We start from the raw sequence: 16264 nt of genomic DNA, 5'->3' as shown, positions 1-16264 counted from the left end.
CTTCGGGCGGCCACAGCGGCGGAGAAACACCCGTACCCATCCCGAACACGGAAGTTAAGTCCGCCAGCGTTCCAGTGAGTACTGGAGTGCGCGAGCCTCTGGGAAAACCGGTTCGCCGCCTACCACTCATCAGAGCCCGGCAGAGGATACCCTCTGCCGGGCTTTTTGCATGTGCAGCGGGTCAGACCGCTACACTTAATTCACTCCACGAGGGAGTGTTGACTGCGCCACGGTGGCAGAGTCTGGTCAGACGCAACGGCCTGCAGAGCCGTCCTACGCCGGTTCGAATCCGGCCCGTGGCTTTCTGCGAATTCGGAGTGAGCGTGGTCCAGATCTGGCCCGGCGTTCCTTCGAACCGAAAGACCGAGTACACACGGGCCACAGCCACGACCATGACACAGGTCACCGCGGCAGATCACCACGAGATCGCCCGGCCGGAGGATCCACAGCTCGCGCCGGACGGGGAGCACGTCGCCTTCGTTCGTCGAGAGCCGCGGGACGGCGAGACAGACGAGCGGACGGTGTACGTCGCCCCGACGGACGCGAGTGGTGCGCGGCGGTACACGGTCCGGGGAGGGAGTGACGCGGAGCCGCGGTGGTCGCCGTCGGGTGACAGACTCGCGTTCACCTCGACACGTGGGGAGGGTGACGACCGGCAGCTGTGGGTACTCCCGACGGGTGGCGGTGAGGCGCGGCAGGTCACCGAGGTCGTCGGCGGGGTCTCACAGATTGCGTGGGGGCCCGAGGGCGACCGGATCGCGTTCGTCCAGTCGGTCGACGACGCGGACAGAGACGCGGACCGTGATCTCGCGGTCGACGCGGAGTACGAGCCGGGAGAGTCGGACCCACGGGTGATCGACGACACGGTGTACCGGACGGCACAGCAGTACAGCGACGGCGCCCGGAGTCAGGTGTACGTCGTCGACTTAGAGGCGGACGAGGTGACGCGGGTGACGAGCGGAGGACACGACCACAGTTCGCCCGCGTGGGCGGACGCGGAGACGGTGTACTTCGTAGCGGACAGGGTCGGTTCGGACCCGGACGACAGCGACGAGTACGACATCGTCGCGTACGACACGACGAGCGCGGAGACGACGGGTGTCCACCGGGCGGGCGGGTGGCCGGGACCGCTGGCAGTGACGACGGCTCACGAGATCGCACACACGCACACGGAGCCGGATCGGACGACGATCAGACAGACGGAGCTGCACGTGTACGACCGGGAGGCGGGCGAGGGCCGGGAACTCACCGCCGATCTGGATCGGACGGTCGGGTACGAGGCGACGCCGGAGTGGGGACCGAACGAGGAAGTGGTGTACTTCACGACGCCGGACGAGGGAGCGACGGCGTTGTGGCGTGCGCCCGGCGACGGGGGCACGTCGCCGGCGCGGGTGTACCGCGGCGGCGCGGTCGGAGGCGCGACGGTGGGAGAGACGACCGTCGTCGCGCGCAGCGAGTGGGACCACCCGGGAGATCTGTTCGTCGTCGGTGGTGGAGAAGAGCGGCGGCTGACGCGGCTCAACGAGTCGTACCTCGCGGAGACGGCGGTGAGTGAGCCGGAGTCGATCGCCTTCGAGTCCGAACAGAGGGAAGTCGAGGGGTGGGTGTTGACGCCGCCCGAGTTCGACGAGACGGAGACGTACCCGTTGGCGGTGGAGGTCCACGGCGGGCCACACGCGATGTGGACGACCGCGGGGACGATGTGGCACGAGTTCCAGACGCTGGCGGCCCGGGGGTACGTCGTGTTCTGGTCGAACCCGCGGGGGTCGACCGGCTACGGCGAGGCGTACCAGGGAGCGATCGCCCGCGACTGGGGGGAAGTGACGCTCACCGACGTGCTCGCGGGCGCCGACGAGGTGACGGAGCGGTCGTACGTCGACGAGACGAACGTGTTCTTGACGGGCGGGTCGTTCGGCGGGTTCCTGACGGCGTGGGCGGTCGGCCAGACGGACCGGTTCCGTGCGGCGGTGGCCCAGCGGGGCGTGTACGATCTGACGGGCTTCTACGGGTCGACGGACGGCGCGTACAAGCTCGTCGAGGGGGACTACGACACGACACCGTGGGAGGAGCCGGAGTTCCTGTGGGAGCAGTCGCCCGTGGGCCACGCCGCAGACGTGGAGACGCCGACGTTGGTCGTCCACTCGGACCGGGACTACCGGACGCCGGCGAACACGGCGGAGCTGTTCTACCGGACTCTGCGGAAACACGGGACGGACACGCGAATGGTGCGGTACCCGCGTGAGGGCCACGAGCTGTCCCGGTCCGGGGAGCCAGACCACGTCGTCGACAGGATCGAACGGATCGTGCGGTGGTTCGACGGCTACTCCGAGCACCACGACGCGGAGCGGGCGCTCGACAGGCCCGAGGGTGACGGGCTGACGGCCGGTGGTGACGAGGGAGACGCGGACGAGGGGAACGGTGACGCGGAGTGACGGCGATCCAGTCTGGACTGCACGGCCACGGTCACGGTTCGCGTCGCTTTTGAACCACGGCGTGTAACCACCGAGTTGTGAGACGACGCGCGTACCTCGGAGCAGTCGGCAGTGGCGCGGCAGCGCTGTTGTCGGGCTGTCAGGCGCAACGGGTAGAAGACTCGAGCGGGCAGGGGGCACAGACGGGAACTGCCACGGACCGTGCAGACACGCTGGTCGTGACGACGTACCCGGCGTTCGTGAACGCGCCGAGCTCGAGCCCGGGCGCGTGGCTGAAACGCGAGTTCGAGTCGGAGTTCGACGCCACGCTCGTCTACCAGACGCCGGACAGCGAGATCAACTACTACCTGGAGCGGGCGATCCAGGGGGTCGACTTCGAGGCGGACGTGTACGTCGGCTTGGACACGGAGATGCTGTTGCGGGTGGACGGCCGGCGTGGCGAAGGGCAGTACACGGAGCCGTTGTTCCGGTCTGCGGCGGACGTGTCGGGACGCGACCGAGTGCGGTCGGGGCTGGAGTTCGACCCGGACGACCGCGCGGTTCCGTTCTCGACGGGCTACATCAGTCTGGTGTGGGACGCGACCGCCGAGGAGGGGACGTTCACGGCGCCGGAGACGTTCGAGGGGCTCGCCGACGGGGCGGCCGGTCGGCTGTTGGCACAGAACCCGGCGTCGTCGACGACGGGGAAGGCGTTCATGCTGCACACGGTCGACAAGTTCGGGCCGGACGGGTTCTTGGACTACTGGGAGCGCCTGCGCGAGGGCGGCGTGACCGTCCTCGGGAGTTGGTCGGACTCGTACGCGGCGTATGGCAACGGTGAGGCGCCGATGGTGGTGTCGTACTCCACGGACCAGGTGTACGCCAACCGCGCGGACCAGAACATGGACCGCCACCAGATCAGGTTCCTGGACGACCAGGGGTACGCCAACCCCGAGGGGGCGGCGTTGTTCCGGCAGACCGACGCGCCGAAGCTGGCCGAGGAGTTCCTCTCGTTCCTGATGCGGCCGGAGATCCAGGCGGGCGTCGCCAAGCGGAACGTGACGTTCCCGGCGATCGCGGACGCGCCGCTGTCGGAGACGTACGACGAGTACGCGCAGGAACCGCCGGAGCCAGTGACGTTCTCCTACCGAGAGCTGAAAGGGAAGGTAGGCGGGTGGACTGACCAGTGGACGCGACGCTTCGCCGGCAACTGAGCCGTTGGCTGCGCCGCGGGGTCGGGCGACTCGCCGGCGGCCTCCGACGCGTCGCCGCCCGGCCACAGCGACTGCTGTTGCCGGCGCTGTCGGCGGCGACGGCGTCGTTGTTGGCGGTCGTGTTCTACTACCCCGTGGCGACAGTGTTCGTCGACGCCGTCACCGTCGACGGACGCGTGTCGCTGGCGCCGCTCTCGGGTGTCGTGTCCGACTCGTTTTACGTCGGCTGGCTGGCCGATCCGGCGTCCGTGTCGCTCCGGTCGGTCGGAGAGCTCGGACGGTTCGGGTTCACGGCCTGGCAGGCGTTCCTGTCGACGCTCGCCAGCGTCGCGCTCGGCCTCCCGGGGGCGTGGGTGTTGTCCCGGTTCGAGTTTCGGGGCCGGCGGACGCTCCGTTCCGTGACGATTCTGCCGTTCATCCTCCCGTCGATGTTGGTCGTCGTGGGGTTCTACGCGGCGTTCGGCACGGACGGCACGCTCGTCGAGCTGGCGTCGGCGGTAGGCCTGTCGACGCCGGATCTGGTGCCGTCGCTGCCGGCGGTCGTGGTGGCACACGCCTTCTACAACGCGCCGTTGGTGACACGGGTGGTGACGGCGGCCTACGAGCGCGTAGACGCCGGGGCGGTGGAGACGGCACGCGCGCTGGGGGCGTCCCGCCGACGAGCGTTCCGGGACGTGGTGGTGCCGCAGTTGTTGCCGGCGGTGTTGGTCGGCGCGACACTGACGTTCGTGTTCACGTTCGCCTCCTTCCCGATCGTGTTGGCGCTGGGTGGGGTACGGTTCGCCACCGTCGAGGTGTTGCTGTTCTCGGCGATCGAGCAGTTGGACTACGGCGAGGCGGCGGCGCTGGCGGTGCTGGAGACGGGGATCTCGTTGGTGCTGACGGCGGCGTACCTCCGCTACGAGCGGCGGGCGCGGACGGAACGCGGTGCCGTTCGGCCGTTGCCGCGCCGGTCGCTCCTCCCGGAGGGGTGGCGGGCGCCGGCGACGTGGACCGCGCGGCGACTCGGGTCGCGGCTGGCCGTCGTGGCGTACGGGCTGGTCGTCGCAGTCGTGTTCGTCGGCCCGTTGGCCAGCGTCGTGTACGAGAGCTTGGTGGTCGACGGGACGGTGACGACGACCGCTTACGAGTTCCTGATCCGACGCCAGCAGACGGGGGCGGCGTTCCAGGTGAAGCCGTGGCCGGCGGTACGAAACTCGTTGTTGTTCGGCGTGGCGACGCTGGTGATCGCGCTGCCGGCGGGGGTCGCGGTCGCGGTCACGACGCGGCGCGGTCGCGGGGGAACGCTCGTCGACCTGTTGTCTGCGGCACCGTTCGCGGTGTCGGGAATCGTCGTCGGGCTGGGGCTGTTGCGCGGGCTCGTGTTCGGCACCGTCGTGTTCGGCTACCGGGTGACGGTGTCGGGACCGGCCGCAATCGCGGCCGCCCACGCCGTCGCGGCGTACCCGTTCGTCGTCCGGAACGTCGCGCCCGCGATCGACGACCTGGACGAACAGCTCGTGGAGTCGGCACGGAGCCTCGGCGCCAGCCGGGCTCGTGCGCTCGTCGACGTGGAACTGCCGCTGATCTGGCCGGGGGTGCTCGCGGGTGCGGCGTTCGCGTTCGCGGTCAGCGTCGGTGACTTCGACGCGACGGTCGTTCTCGCGGAGGGTGGCGGGACGTACACGATGCCGGTGGCGGTCGAGCGGTACGTCGGGCGACGGCTCGGCCCGGCGACGGCGATGGGGACGGTGTTGTTGCTCGTGACGACGGTGTCGTTCGTCGTGTTGGACCGCGTCGGAGGTGAGGGGGTGTGAGCGACCCCGCGACGGTCACGCTGTCCGGCGTCCGGAAGGCGTACGGGGACACGGTGGCCTTGGACGACGTCGACGTGGAGATCGGGGCCGGAGAGTTCTTCACCCTCGTCGGCCCGTCTGGCTGTGGGAAGACGACCACACTCCGGACGATTGCGGGGTTCGAGCGCCCGACACGAGGGACGGTCCGGATCGACGGCCGGGACGTGACGGGCGTCCCGCCGGAGGCGCGCGGCGTCGGTGTCGTGTTCCAACACTACGCGTTGTTCCCGCACATGAGTGTCGCGGAGAACGTCGGCTACGGGCTCCGGTTCACCGACCCACCGGGCGGGGTGTCGACGACCGAACGGGTCACGGAGCTGTTGGAGCTGGTCGGCCTGCCGGACGCGGGCGACCGGGAGCCGGAGAGCCTCTCTGGCGGCCAGCGGCAACGGGTCGCGCTCGCGCGCGCTCTGGCGCCCGGTCCGCGACTCCTCCTGTTGGACGAGCCGTTGTCGGCGTTGGACGCGCGGCTCCGCGAGCGACTCCGACGGACGGTCCGCCGCATTCAGCGAGAACTCGGGATCACGACGGTGTACGTCACACACGATCAGGCGGAGGCGTTGGCGATCTCCGACCGGGTGGCGGTCGTCTCCGACGGAGCGATCGAACAGGTCGCGCCCCCGCGCCGGCTGTACCGACGGCCGGCGACCCGGTTCGTCGCGGAGTTCGTCGGCGACAACAACGTCTTCACCGGCCGGGTGACGGAGAGTGACGACGACACCGCGACGGTCGCGGTGGCCGACACGGAGTTCCTGATCGCGGACGAGGGACTCCGGACCGACGACCGAGTCACGTTCTGCGTGCGGCCGGAGGGGCTCGCGGCCGACGCCGCACACAACCGGATCCGAGCGACGGTACGGGAGACGGAGTTCCTGGGCGAGACGACGCGGGTCCGCGCCGACTGGGGCGACCGGACGATCACGCTGCGCGTGTCGGAGCCGCCGGCCGTCGACACGACGGTGACGGTCGGGTTCCCGCCGTCGGCCGCACACGTCGTCTCGGACGGCGCGTAGCCCCCCGCACGACCTACACGCGTCGAGAACAGTGAAAACTTACTAGTAGTAACGTCTCCTAGACGAAATAATGGTAGTATTCGAGCCGTTCGAGGAGGGAATCGAGGTGAAAGGGCAAGCAGTGATGTCGATCGTCGAAGGCGTTCCCGCGGCGTTCGAGGGTCGCGCCCGAGAGATGCTGGCCGAGGAGGGAATCGAGGAGCTGGACCCGGACGAGTGGTACTCCCAGCGGGCGTACCTGGACGCCTACGAGAAGATCGCCAGTCGAGTCGGGGACAAGACGCTCAGACAGACCGGGCAGTCGGTTCCGGAGAACGCGGAGTGGCCGCCGGACGTCGACGGCCCGTTGGCGGGACTGGAGTCGATCGACGACGCCTACGAGCTCAACCACCGGGGCGGCGACATCGGCGCCTACGAACTGCGCGAGACGAGCGACGACAGCGCGACAGTTCGCTGCCGGACACCGTACCCCTGCGTGTACGACCAGGGGGTCCTGACGGCGACGGTCGAACGGTTCACAGACGGCTACGCCGACCTGACGGAGGTGGGCGACGACTGCCGCGAGGACGGCGCGGAGGCGTGTACCTACCGCGTCGAGTGGTGAACGCCGAACGACTCAGCCGACGACCACGGTCGTGCCGTTGATGCCGTCGGTCGTCGCGGCGCCGACGGCGGTGTCGGAACGGTTGGTCGCCGTCCCGTTCAACGGCGACGGGGCGGCCCACGCCGGGCGGCGGACGGCCGTCTCGCCGACCGCCTCGATCCGGACCGTGACGGTCGCGCGGACGGACGGCCGGTCCGGGAGGGTGTAGCTGCGGTGGACCGCTCGGAGCACGCCCTCGCCGGTGACCACGGCGGTGCCGGTCGTGTTCTCGACCCCCGGCCAGGGGTCACCCCGGAGTCGGAGAAACGTGAGTCGTTCTCCGTTCTCGCGGACCCGATCCACCACCCGAGAGCGCTCGACGCCGAGGTACCAGCCGGTGTACTGTTCGATCCGGTCGAGGAACGGGTCGCGGGCGGTCGGCGTGCCGCGTTCGACGACCCCCGAGACGGTCGACTGCTCGATCACCCGTCCGTCGGCGGCGTAGACGGCCGTCTGGTCGACGGCCGACGGCGAGCCGACCGGATCACCGAGCACCGACACCCGCGAGGCGTACCGTGTCGCCCCGCCCACTCGGGCGACCTCGCGGAGCCGAGCGGTCGGCTCCCCGTCGACCCGTTCGCGGTAGGTGACGACGAGTCGGTACGACCGGTTCTCCAGCGCCGCGACGGTGGCGTCGGCGACGACGGTCTCGTCGATCGCTCCGTCGGCGGCGACGCCGGGCGGGAGCCGCGTCGCGTCCGAGACCGGCGTCGGAGTCGTGACCGGCGTCCCGCCACCCCCGGCCGTCAGCGTCTCCGTCGGCGGACCACCGGGCTGGAACCCTCGCGCGGGCGGTCCGTCCGTCCCGCCGTCCAGTCCCGGCGGCAACGGGGCGACACCGAGCGCCGCCGCCACCACCAACACCCCGACGAGTGCGACGCCCCCGAACGCGAACCGACTCCGGCGTGTCGCTCTTCCGACTGTCGCCCCGTCGTCGGTCGTGTCGTCTGGCCCGTCGGGCCCCACCGCCGTCTCCCCGACCGACTCCGTCTCGCGGACGGCGTCGTCACCCACCGTCGCAGCGTGTTCGTCCGCTCCCGCCGCGGCGACTCCGTCGCTCGACTCGCCGCGGGGCGTCGCCGTCGCCCCGGAGAACGACTCACCCCGGCCCGGTGTCTCGGCGTCGGACACGCCGGCTCGGCTCTCGTCGTGCGTGCCGTCGTGTGCGCGCGCTCCGCCGTGCGTTCTGCCGTCACGCACGCCGTCGTGTGCGCTCTCGTCGTCGCGCCCGGGCGACCCGACTCGATCCGGCGGCGACGGCGGCTCGCGCTCTCGTGCGGGCGTGTCGAGGAGCCGTTCTCGGTCGGTGTCGAACACCGTCTCCGCGACGTGACGCTGTGCGGCCGGCGACAGCGCGTACCGCACGCGCTCGGCCAGTCCGTCGGCCGTCAGGACGGCTGGGTCGTCGTCGCCGTCGTCGCCGTCGTCGCCGTCGAGCCGGACCAGACGGTCGCCCGGCTCGACGGAGGGTGTGGTCGGTGGCGACGGCTCGACGGGACAGAACACGGTGTGGCTGCCCTCGCGCGACGACGTCACGCGGAGCGTTCGCCAGCCGTCGGGCGCGGACACCCCGTCGTCGACGTGGTAGCCGCGCTCGCTGTACAGCAGTCGGAGTAACGAGTGTAGTTCGACCGTGTCTAGAGCGACGATCCGGTCCGCGAGCGGACGGTCGTCGGCGGTGTGTGACACGGACGCGTGTAGGAGGGCCAGCAGTACGAACGTTGCGACGGAGTCGTCCGTCTACCGGGTTCCGCCGTCCATGTCGTCTGCGGCGTCGGCCAACAGGTCGTTGCGGACGGACTGGAGATTGAAGTCCTCGCCCGTCTCCGAGGCGTCGCCGTCAGCGCTGTTGGCGGCGTCACAGTCCTGCTCGTCGGTGATCTCGTCAGTACCAGTCACCGACTCGAAGATCTCGCCGAGGTCGCTTACGGAGCTCATACAGAACAACACTACCGCCTCCACGCACTTCAACCCGACACGTGCGTGCGCGCTCACGCACACGCGCGTGAAAGCAGCACGACGGGTGCCCGACAACCACGACGGATACCCAACAGCCGCGACGGACATCGACAACACGACGCACGCCCGACTGCAGCAGACGCTCGAAGGGGTTCGACAGACGACCGGGCTCGTCGCTGGTGCTCCACAGTCCGGCACCGTCCGGTCCGGCTCACTCGTGGTCGGGCTGTCGCACGTCGACCTGGTCGCGGATCCGTTCTAGCCCCTCGTTCTCGGCGAGTTCCTCGACCCGCTCCCGGAAGTGCTCCTCACAGAGTCCGACGCGAACCTCCTCCGACTCTGCCGCGTAGGCGGCGTCGCGGTCGCAGTAGTGACACTGCATACCCGGAGTCAGGGCCCCTGTGGGTATGAATCTGACCGAGACGGCAGGTGGTCAGTTCCAGCGAGAAGACACGACCCACGAACTGCGGGAGCGGCCCGGCCCGACACGGTCTCAGTCGAGTATCGCAAGGAGAACAGACGCTAGCAACGCCACTGCTGGAAAGTATAGTAACCCGAACAACTGATAAGAAATTGGAACCGGCGAGTGATCCGTGTACAGCCGGAGGTAGAACACACCAGACAGTGTTAGCAGGAGCGTTACACCGAGCCCGAATCGGAGCGGGTGGTTCCAGGCTCCGAGCCCCCACCCACTCCGCTCTCGCACCTTCTCCACGATTCTGTCGATCATCGGGCCGTCCTCAGATGTAATCAGCTATCTTTTCTCCTACGCCTAGGTGGCCTGGGAACCCTTTCCTGTATATCGACCGTCCTGCGTCGGCTGTCGGATCGTAGCTCAGGAATGCTCCGACCCGGACCTCCTCGACCGTCGGGTGGACATCCCAACACTGGAAGGTGAAGGTTCGTCCCGACAGGTCGAAGTGTTCGAGAAACGCAGAGTCGATTGCGATTCCAGCGAGAGACCCGACTGCGACCCCAACCACGGTACCAGCCGGTCCTCCACGTGTTCCGATTGCCGCCCCGGCGACTCCTCCTATGAGCATTGCAAGCTGACCCTCGTGCTCCTCCAGAGAGTCGCCGGTCTCGATCGCCAAGTTGGCTACGTAGTGATTATCGGCGATCTTGCCGCCACAGTCACCGATGTCTGCGTACCACCCGTCGTACTTCTCGACCCAATTCTTGTGCGTGTCTGTCCCAACACTGCTCAGTTCCTCACCTGGCCCGGCAGTGTCGACGATAGTCACACTACCGCCACGCTTGTCGACATCGAAGAGTGACTTCCGGATCACCTCCCCGGCGTCGTACCTGAGAACGACTCTGACACGCAGCTTCTGCTGCGTCTCCGCGACGACCGTTCGGTCCACCCTACGACCTCTGGTGTCTCCGGAGCCAGTTGCTGCTCCGACAGATGGGAGCAAGAGCGTTGCTCCTGTGGCTCCGGCTGTTCTCAGAACTGCTCTCCGTCCTGTCTCGTTGGCAGATTGATCTTCCGCCATGTGCGAAAGGTACAGCAGACTGATAATAAGCGTTTTTCAAAATAAGATGGTATGCAAACAGAAGCAAGTAATATATCCGCCGCGCGAATCCGCCACGATTTAGCGCCACCCGGCCGGAGACGCTCGTATGGAACGGACGGCGTTGGTCACTGGGTGTTCGTCGGGGATCGGGCGCGCGACCGTCGAGGCGTTCTTAGACGAGGAGTGGACGGTGTACGCGACGGCGCGTGACACGGACGACCTCGCGGAGTTCCAGGGACGCGACGGCTGTCGAGTCGACGAGCTGGACGTGACCGTCGCGGACGACGTGGCGCGGGTCGTCGAACGGGTGATCGACGAGACGGAGCGGGTCGACTGTCTGGTCAACAACGCGGGCTACGCCCAGCTGGGACCGGTAGAGGACGTACCGACGGAGCGGGTCGTCAGGCAGTACGACGTGAACGTGTACGGGCCGCTCCGGCTGATGCGGCGGGTGCTCCCGGAGATGCGTCGCCGTGGCGACGGCACCGTGGTGAACGTGACGAGCGTCGCCGCGCGGGTGCCGTTCCCCGGCGGCGGCGTGTACAGCGGCTCGAAGGCGGCGCTGTCGGCGACCGGCGAGGCGTTGCGGGCGGAGGTGGCCGACGACGGCGTGGACGTGGTCGAGGTGGAGCCGGGGCCGGTGGCGACGGCGTTCGACGACCGCGCGAGCGCCGAGGCGGACGACCTCGACCGGACGGACGCCTACGAGAGCGTCTACGGGCTGTTCGAGGACTTAGACGCCGTCAGCGGCGGCGGACCACTGGCCGTCCCGCCGGAGGCGGTCGCGGCCGAGATCGTCGAGGCGGCCGTCTCCACCGACCCGGCGGCCCGCTACCCGGTCGGCCCGGTCGCCCGGGCGGCGACGCTGTCGGGGTTCCTCCCGGCCTGGGCCCGCACCCGGCTGTGGGGGCTGCTCACCCGGCTGGCCGGCTGAGCCCGGACGACACCTCCCGGGAAAGTTTCGCTCGACCGACACGAGACGAACGTTCGTTTCTCTCTGGAATTCACACACTTCCACTCAATATCCAGTATCAACGCGTGTTTTGTTCGTAATACTCCATTAGTTACAAGTGTGTTTGGGTGTAGTTCACAGACGGAATGGCAGACCAACCCACAGATCTCTCGAGACGGGGTGCACTGAAGACTATCGGAGCGGCGACGGGGGCGGCCGGAGTGTCCGGACTCGCGTCGGCGCACCCGGGTGAGAAGGTAGAGGTGAACGTCGGCTTCGCCAACAGCGCGGGGGCGCGCGCGTTCCGACGGAAGGCGGACGACGTCGTGCGGGAGTTCGACTTCGACGCCGGGACGGCACGGATGCCACGGGCGGCGGCGGACGCGCTGGACAACAATCCGAACGTCCGCTACGTAGAGGAGAACGGCACGATGCAGGCGCTGGGGGAGACCCAGCCGTACGGCATCGACCGCGTCGACGCCGACGTGACGCGTGCCAACGGTGACACTGGCAGCGGTGCCGACGTCGCGATCCTCGACACCGGTATCGACTCTGACCACCCGGACCTCCAAGCCAACGTCGGCGAGGGGAAGGCGTTCACGACCTGTTCGACGAAGGGCGGCTGCCGGTACGGCGCGAAGCCGGCAGACAACACCTGCAAGCAGTCTTGGGACGACGACAACAACCACGGCACCCACTGTGCCGGGACGGCGGACGCGGCCGCCAACACGGAGGGCGTGGTCGGTGTCGCCACGGAGGCGACGCTCCACGCCGTGAAGGTGTTGGAGACGTGTGGCTCCGGTTCCTTCTCGGACATCGCGGCCGGCGTCGAGTACGTCGCCAACAAGGGTTGGGACGTGGCGTCGATGTCGCTCGGAGCCTCCAGCGGCTCGGCGGCGCTGAAGGACGCCGTCCAGTTCGCGGCGGACAAGGGCGTGTTCCTCGTCGCGTCCGCGGGCAACTCCGGACCGTGTACGGAGTGTGTCGGCTACCCGGCCTCCTACAGCGAGGTCGTGGCCGTCGGCGCGACGGACTCCACCGACAGCCTGGCGAGCTTCTCTTCCACGGGGTCGGAAGTGGAGATCGCCGCGCCGGGTGTCGGCGTGCTCTCGACGATTCCGGGCGGCTACACCGAGTACTCCGGCACGTCGATGTCGTGTCCGCACGTCGCCGGCGCGGCCGGCGTCCTGATGGCCAACGGCGCGACCGCCTCCGACGTCCGCAGCACGCTCACCTCCAGCGCGGAAGACATCGGACTCGCCAGCAACGAGACCGGCAGCGGACTGCTCGACGTGGCCGCCGCCGCCGGACTCGACTCCAGCGACAACTGACGCGGTTTCCGTCGCTCGGCGACGAACTTTTCTTCGGCGGCGTCGAACGCTCGGTATGGTGACGGCGACGCTGGCGGCCACGGAGACGGACGGCACACTCGTGTGTGAACTGACCGTCGAGAACGACGGCGACGGCCCGGTGTCGCTCCAGTTCTCCGACACCCAGCGTGCGGAGTTCGTCGTGGAACGCGACGGCGAGACGGCGTGGCGGTGGAGCGACGGCCGGATGTTCGGCCAGGCGCTGGGGAGCGTCGACCTCGCACCCGGCGAGACGGCGACGTTCGAGGGTGGCTGGGACGACCCACCGGCCGGCGACTACCACGTCCGCGGCGAGCTCGTCGCCAACGACGCCGACGCCGACGCCACGACGACTGCGACAGTGTCGTGAGCGACGGCTACGTCAGCTCCGCGACGATCTCTCTGGCGGCCCGACGCACGGCGTCGTCGCTGGTGCCGGGCGCGTCCCAGCCCAGCGCAGCTAACTTCTCGACGGACAGCCGCATGCGCGGCACGTCCCCGGTCCAGCCGCGGTCGCCGCCGGTGTACTCGTACTCCGGATCGACGCCCAGCTCCTGGCTCACGATGTCGGCGATCCGGTCGACGGAGGTGGTCGTCCGGGTGCCCAGGTTGTACGTGTTCAACGACCGGTCGGCGTTCTCGACGACGTGCACCATCGCGTCGACGCAGTCCTCGACGTAGAGGTACGACTTCTCCTGCCGGCCGTCCCCGAGGATAGTGAGCGTCTCCGGGTCCTCCTGGAGCTTCTGGACGAAGTCGGGGATCACGTTGCCGCGTTGGCGCGGCCCGACGATGTTGGCGAACCGGAACACCCACGACTGGACGCCGTAGCTGTGTGCGAACGTCGACACGAGCCCCTCGTCGGCGAGTTTGCTGGAGCCGTACACGCTGATCGGCTCCAACGGGGCGTAGTCTTCCGGCGTCGGTCGCGGCGCCTCGCCGTAGACGGTCGACGACGAGGTGAACGCGAACTTCGAGACGCCGGCCGCCCGGGCCGCCTCCAAGACGTTGTGTGTCATCGACGTGTTCTGCTCGAACAACACGCGGTCGTCGTCGAAGTTCGTGTCCGTGATCGCTGCCAGGTGGAAGACGACGTCGACGTCTTCGGTGACGACCCGCTCCGTCGCCTCCCGGTCAGTCAGATCCGCCTGGCGGAACTCCACACCGTCCGGCACCCGGTCGCGGGTCCCCTTCGAGAGGTCGTCGACGGCGACGACCTCGTTGTCCGCGGCGAGTCGCTCGGCGAGGTGTGAGCCGATCAGCCCCGCCGCACCCGTGACGAGCACGGTCGCGTCCGTCAGGTCCATACCCCGTTGTCACCCGGTTCGGGAAAGTCTCTTGCGGTCGCACGTCGCTCGCCCGCCCCACCGACGGGAGTCGTCTCAGTCCGCACGAGCGGGGTCGGCGACGGCGTCCGCCAGCGGCTCGTCGACCCGGAGGAGTCGGGCGCTCTCCTCCCACAGCCGGCGTTGGGCGTCCGAGTCGCGGGCGGCGTCCGACGGGGTCTCGGGGGCGCAGTCGGCGAAGTACCGCCCGGAACTGTCGGCGACCCGGTCGGAGACGGCGAGGTAGACCAGCGTCGCGGCGCCGTCGGCCGGCGACGGGACGAACGGCAACACGTCCAACGACTGGACCAGACGCGGCAACGGCCCCGGCAGCGACCGGAAGAAGCCGCTCCCCGGAATCGCCCCCGGGTGGAAGCAGTTGGCGGTGCGGTCGCCGTCGGCGGCGTCGAACCGCCGCGCCAACTCTGCGGTGAACTGGACGTTCGCCAGCTTCGATCGCTGGTACGCCCGCATCCCGCGGTAGTCGTCGACGGACTTGACGGCGTCGACGTCGAGCTGTGTCCCGCGGTGGGCCGCCGAGGAGGTGGTCACGACCCGCGCGTCGTCGGCCAACACCGGCAACAGATTCGCCGTCAGGAGGTACGGCGCGAGGTGGTTGACGTGGAACGTGTACTCCACGCCCAGATCCGTCAGCTGCCCGTCCCGGAAGTACCCCCCGGCGTTGTTCGCCAACACGTCCAGTTCGTCCACGCTGGTCTCGACCACGTCCGCCAGCGTGTGGACCGCCTCCACGTCCGCGAAGTCCGCCGGCAGGAATCGTGCCTCCCCGCCCAACCGCTCGATCTCCTCGACGACCGCCTCCCCCGCCGTCTCGTCGCGCCCGTGGACCAACACCTCCGCGCCGAGTCTGCCGAACGACAACGCCGCCTCGCGCCCGATTCCGCTCGTCGACCCCGTCACGAGCACTGTCTTTCCCCCCATGTCCGCGTCCGTCACGCCCGCCGCCGCCTCCGGTCGATCCGTCATGGGTGTTCCTGGGGCGCGAGCGACATAGCCGTTCGGTCGAGACCGGTTTTGAAGGAACGACTCGCGGCGGTCGTCGCTGATAGCGCGGTCGAACCCACCTGCTGACCGGCTCGACTCACCACGTACAGATGTTCGGCAAGCGACGAAACAGACGGTTGAGGGCCTGTGACCCCGTCTCTATCCATGTAGTCTAGACCGTGTGGCTTAAGTGGCCCCGTAGTGTACGCAGAATCCCATGCCAGAGCAACGTGGCAGTGACGGCCGCTTCGTCGAGTCAGTGTCCGACGACGACATCCTGTTCTTTTTCGAGACAGGCGACCGGCCGTTCTACGGCACTGCGGAGGTTTCGGAGAACTTCGACCTCTCGAACGAGCAGGCGAAACGTCGGCTGGAGGCGTTGTCTGACGCGGGCGAACTCGAACAGATCCGCATGAACGACCGGCAGATCGCCTGGTGGCACGAGCGGGACGTGGTCGTTCTTCGTCCAGAGACTGATGGCTACTCCGCACACGACACCCAGGTCGGTGTCGCCAGCGCTGGCGACACGCGGGCAGAGGCACTCCGGAGCCTCGCAGAGGCCATCGAGGTGGCCGAGGAAGACGACCTCGACGGTACTGCGCTCACGGAGTTGGAAGACTCCGACACCGACGGCTGCGCCGACGGCAATCCGTTTTGAAGTGCTTCTGGGTAGCTAGACTTTTTTAATCGACAGAAATAGCTATGCCCACTCTAGTTGGCAGAAACATATTTACCTGTGCAGGGTGTTATCTGTTACCACATGCGGACCCAGTTCTCTGGCCGAGAGGTCGCGAAGGTCCTCATCAACTACTGGAACTACGACCCTGCCGGTCGTACCGGTAGCCACGCCAAATTCCGTTGGGAGGCACCCAACACGTCCGAGGTTCGGATGGTCGTCGTCCCGATGACGACCGACCCGCTGCCGGAGGGAACACTCCGCTCTATCGCAAACCAGTGTGGCGCCAAGAGCTTTCGACGGTTCTGCAAGGAGTTGGACCGCTGTCTGTAGCCGCCGAAAGCGAAACACCCTCCCGCACACGC

Annotated in this window: 17 protein-coding genes, 1 tRNA gene and 1 rRNA gene; 12 read left to right on the top strand and 7 right to left on the bottom strand. The window is 68.4% G+C overall.

Features of this window, described 5'->3' with window-relative positions:
• Positions 1 to 2: 2 nt before the first annotated feature.
• The 7 genes from rrf to RYH79_RS14300 all read left to right on the top strand — a co-directional run bounded on the left by rrf (position 3) and on the right by RYH79_RS14300 (position 7077).
• A 5S ribosomal RNA gene (gene rrf, locus RYH79_RS14330) occupies positions 3 to 124 on the top strand.
• A gap of 102 nt (positions 125 to 226) precedes the next feature.
• A tRNA-Cys gene (locus RYH79_RS14325) sits at positions 227 to 302 on the top strand.
• Between the two features lie 90 nt (positions 303 to 392).
• On the top strand, positions 393 to 2432 hold the full coding sequence (locus tag RYH79_RS14320) for a S9 family peptidase (RefSeq protein ID WP_370900273.1): 2040 nt from the start codon (positions 393 to 395) through the stop codon (positions 2430 to 2432).
• 77 nt (positions 2433 to 2509) lie between these two features.
• Positions 2510 to 3625 carry a thiamine ABC transporter substrate-binding protein gene (locus RYH79_RS14315; RefSeq protein ID WP_370900271.1) on the top strand — a complete coding sequence of 372 codons (1116 nt, stop codon included), beginning with the start codon at positions 2510 to 2512 and terminating at the stop codon, positions 3623 to 3625.
• Between the two features lie 8 nt (positions 3626 to 3633).
• A complete protein-coding gene (locus RYH79_RS14310; RefSeq protein WP_370900910.1) occupies positions 3634 to 5421 on the top strand; it encodes an ABC transporter permease in 1788 nt (595 codons plus the stop codon).
• Positions 5418 to 6473: an ABC transporter ATP-binding protein gene (locus tag RYH79_RS14305; RefSeq protein ID WP_370900269.1), complete on the top strand. Its 1056-nt coding sequence runs from the start codon at positions 5418 to 5420 to the stop codon at positions 6471 to 6473. Before RYH79_RS14310 ends, RYH79_RS14305 begins: the two co-directional genes overlap by 4 nt.
• Before the next feature lie 70 nt (positions 6474 to 6543).
• A complete protein-coding gene (locus RYH79_RS14300) occupies positions 6544 to 7077 on the top strand; it encodes a hypothetical protein (protein ID WP_370900267.1) in 534 nt (177 codons plus the stop codon).
• Positions 7078 to 7089: 12 nt separating this feature from the next.
• Here RYH79_RS14300 and RYH79_RS14295 read toward each other — a convergent pair whose 3' ends face one another.
• From RYH79_RS14295 to RYH79_RS14275, 5 genes are all read right to left on the bottom strand, one after another.
• Positions 7090 to 8805: a hypothetical protein gene (locus RYH79_RS14295; protein WP_370900265.1), complete on the bottom strand. Its 1716-nt coding sequence runs from the start codon at positions 8803 to 8805 to the stop codon at positions 7090 to 7092.
• Between the two features lie 51 nt (positions 8806 to 8856).
• The gene (locus RYH79_RS14290) at positions 8857 to 9054 is read right to left on the bottom strand and encodes a hypothetical protein (protein ID WP_370900263.1); all 198 of its coding nucleotides are present in this window, start codon (positions 9052 to 9054) and stop codon (positions 8857 to 8859) included.
• Positions 9055 to 9286: 232 nt separating this feature from the next.
• A complete protein-coding gene (locus tag RYH79_RS14285) occupies positions 9287 to 9457 on the bottom strand; it encodes a DUF6757 family protein (protein ID WP_370900261.1) in 171 nt (56 codons plus the stop codon).
• Positions 9458 to 9568: 111 nt separating this feature from the next.
• Complete coding sequence (locus RYH79_RS14280; protein WP_370900259.1) at positions 9569 to 9805, bottom strand: hypothetical protein; 237 nt, start codon at positions 9803 to 9805, stop codon at positions 9569 to 9571.
• Between the two features lie 10 nt (positions 9806 to 9815).
• Complete coding sequence (locus RYH79_RS14275) at positions 9816 to 10571, bottom strand: hypothetical protein (RefSeq protein ID WP_370900257.1); 756 nt, start codon at positions 10569 to 10571, stop codon at positions 9816 to 9818.
• Positions 10572 to 10698: 127 nt separating this feature from the next.
• Between RYH79_RS14275 and RYH79_RS14270 the strand changes: the two genes are divergently transcribed.
• The 3 genes from RYH79_RS14270 to RYH79_RS14260 all read left to right on the top strand — a co-directional run bounded on the left by RYH79_RS14270 (position 10699) and on the right by RYH79_RS14260 (position 13263).
• Positions 10699 to 11526, top strand: coding sequence for an SDR family oxidoreductase (locus RYH79_RS14270; protein ID WP_370900255.1), 828 nt, complete (start codon positions 10699 to 10701; stop codon positions 11524 to 11526).
• 164 nt (positions 11527 to 11690) lie between these two features.
• Positions 11691 to 12875, top strand: a complete 1185-nt coding sequence (locus tag RYH79_RS14265) for a S8 family peptidase (protein ID WP_370900253.1) — start codon at positions 11691 to 11693, stop codon at positions 12873 to 12875.
• Positions 12876 to 12930: 55 nt separating this feature from the next.
• Complete coding sequence (locus RYH79_RS14260) at positions 12931 to 13263, top strand: BsuPI-related putative proteinase inhibitor (protein WP_370900251.1); 333 nt, start codon at positions 12931 to 12933, stop codon at positions 13261 to 13263.
• 7 nt (positions 13264 to 13270) lie between these two features.
• Here RYH79_RS14260 and RYH79_RS14255 read toward each other — a convergent pair whose 3' ends face one another.
• Positions 13271 to 14200, bottom strand: coding sequence for an NAD-dependent epimerase/dehydratase family protein (locus RYH79_RS14255; protein WP_370900249.1), 930 nt, complete (start codon positions 14198 to 14200; stop codon positions 13271 to 13273).
• Between the two features lie 75 nt (positions 14201 to 14275).
• Complete coding sequence (locus RYH79_RS14250; protein ID WP_370900247.1) at positions 14276 to 15205, bottom strand: SDR family NAD(P)-dependent oxidoreductase; 930 nt, start codon at positions 15203 to 15205, stop codon at positions 14276 to 14278.
• Positions 15206 to 15440: 235 nt separating this feature from the next.
• Between RYH79_RS14250 and RYH79_RS14245 the strand changes: the two genes are divergently transcribed.
• Together RYH79_RS14245 and RYH79_RS14240 are read left to right on the top strand one after the other, a co-directional pair.
• The gene (locus tag RYH79_RS14245; protein WP_370900244.1) at positions 15441 to 15881 is read left to right on the top strand and encodes a type II toxin-antitoxin system HicB family antitoxin; all 441 of its coding nucleotides are present in this window, start codon (positions 15441 to 15443) and stop codon (positions 15879 to 15881) included.
• A 102-nt stretch (positions 15882 to 15983) separates the two neighbouring features.
• Positions 15984 to 16232: a type II toxin-antitoxin system HicA family toxin gene (locus RYH79_RS14240; RefSeq protein ID WP_370900242.1), complete on the top strand. Its 249-nt coding sequence runs from the start codon at positions 15984 to 15986 to the stop codon at positions 16230 to 16232.
• Positions 16233 to 16264 lie beyond the last annotated feature (32 nt).

The sequence above is a fragment of the Halobaculum sp. MBLA0143 genome (assembly GCF_041361465.1).
In the GTDB taxonomy this organism is placed as follows: domain Archaea; phylum Halobacteriota; class Halobacteria; order Halobacteriales; family Haloferacaceae; genus JAHENP01.
The sequence above is the reverse complement of the archived record's forward strand: the minus strand, read 5'-3'. Positions and strand labels throughout refer to the sequence as shown.